This is a genomic window from Cohnella endophytica, from assembly GCF_003628305.1.
Classification (GTDB): domain Bacteria; phylum Bacillota; class Bacilli; order Paenibacillales; family Paenibacillaceae; genus Cohnella; species Cohnella endophytica.
Map to the genome: position 1 here is coordinate 1 of NZ_RBZM01000024.1, position 1,407 is coordinate 1,407.

The following is a 1,407-nucleotide window of genomic DNA, read 5'->3' on the forward strand; positions in this document are numbered from 1 at the left end:
CCCTAATTAAACTGGAGTCTTGTCCCCCAATTGAATTAGACTATTTGTATAGGGGAGGCGGACAGTATGCGTTTAGGGAAAGTGCTTGAGGAGAAACGAATGCAGATCGTAAGAGAAGCATTATCTGGAATCAAGGTCGCTGTTTTGGCTCGCAAACATGAAGTACATCCTGAGACCATTCGTAACTGGGTGAGAGAATTCGGTGACAAGGTTGGGATTGACGAAATTCCATCTACAGATGAGCAGATCCAGGAGCTTAAACGTCTTCAAGAAATTGAAGAGAAATACCAATTAGCCATTAAAAAGCTCGGGGAAAAAGAACTCGAAAATGAAATTCTCCGAGAGCTTTTAAAAAAGAAGAACCCCGCTTATCCGAAAAACTCGAAATAGCCGACCAGTTCATTAAGCGGGGCGATAAGGCAGCACTGGTCTTACGCATTTTGAGCGTGGCAGAGTCGACGTACTACGCGCGTAAAAAGCGAAACAACGAACAGAGTGTGGACGTCGACAACAAAGCTGTAAATCGCGATAGAGGTCGCCCCTGTCCCGGCTATTCTCTGACGATGACGGGAGCGCGTGTAGACGACGAACAAATTAAGACATGGTTACTTGAACTCGTAGAAGGCGAAGAGCATGTGTACGGCTACAAACTGCTGGCACAGTGTCTGCGCAATGACCGCGAGTTGATCTTGGACAAGAAGAAATCCTACAGGCTTTGTGACGAGCTGGGCATCTTGCAAGAACAACGAAAAAGGAAAAACAAGCATCCACGTAGACTGCCGAAAAACCATCTGGTAACGGGCCCGAACCAGTTATGGCAAGCAGATATTAAGTACGGCTATGTGACTGGGCGGGAAAGGTTCTTTTTCGTATTCAGCATTATTGATGTGTTTGACCGGGTTGTTGTTGGCCAGTATAGGGGGCACGCATGCGAAGCTAAGCATGTTGTCCAGACGCTAGTGACCGCATTGCGACAACGTGTCGGAGAAACTGCCCCGTTCCCGATTGTGCGCACTGACAACGGCCCTCAGTTCCTCAGTGTGCTATTTGGAGACACATGCGAAGCCATGGATATTACGCACGAGAGAATCCCGCCTCGCACGCCAAACATGAACGCCTACATCGAATCTTTTCATAGTGTGCTTGAGGACAATTTATTTTCCAAAGTCGCTTTCATGACCTTTGAGGAAGCGTACTTTGAGCTAGATAAGTACATGAACTTTTACAACAACCGAAGGATGCATGGAAGCTTGAGGCGTATGCCACCAGCTAGGTTCTCCGAGTGGGTAATGCAGCTTGAAGACCGCTCACAATTTTACAGAGCACTGTAAGAACTCAAAATAAAGAGCTACGCTAACTGAGCGGCTTCTTTTAAGGGACAGACTCCAGATTTAAGGGGCCTAGCCG

At 47.3% G+C, this 1,407-nt stretch carries 2 protein-coding genes; both read left to right on the forward strand.

From position 1 onward, the window contains the following. Positions 1 to 66 precede the first annotated feature (66 nt). Positions 67 to 390: a transposase gene (locus D7Z26_RS27075; RefSeq protein WP_120980154.1), complete on the forward strand. Its 324-nt coding sequence runs from the start codon at positions 67 to 69 to the stop codon at positions 388 to 390. An 11-nt stretch (positions 391 to 401) separates the two neighbouring features. Further along, complete coding sequence (locus D7Z26_RS27080; protein WP_267901024.1) at positions 402 to 1,331, forward strand: IS3 family transposase; 930 nt, start codon at positions 402 to 404, stop codon at positions 1,329 to 1,331. Positions 1,332 to 1,407 lie beyond the last annotated feature (76 nt).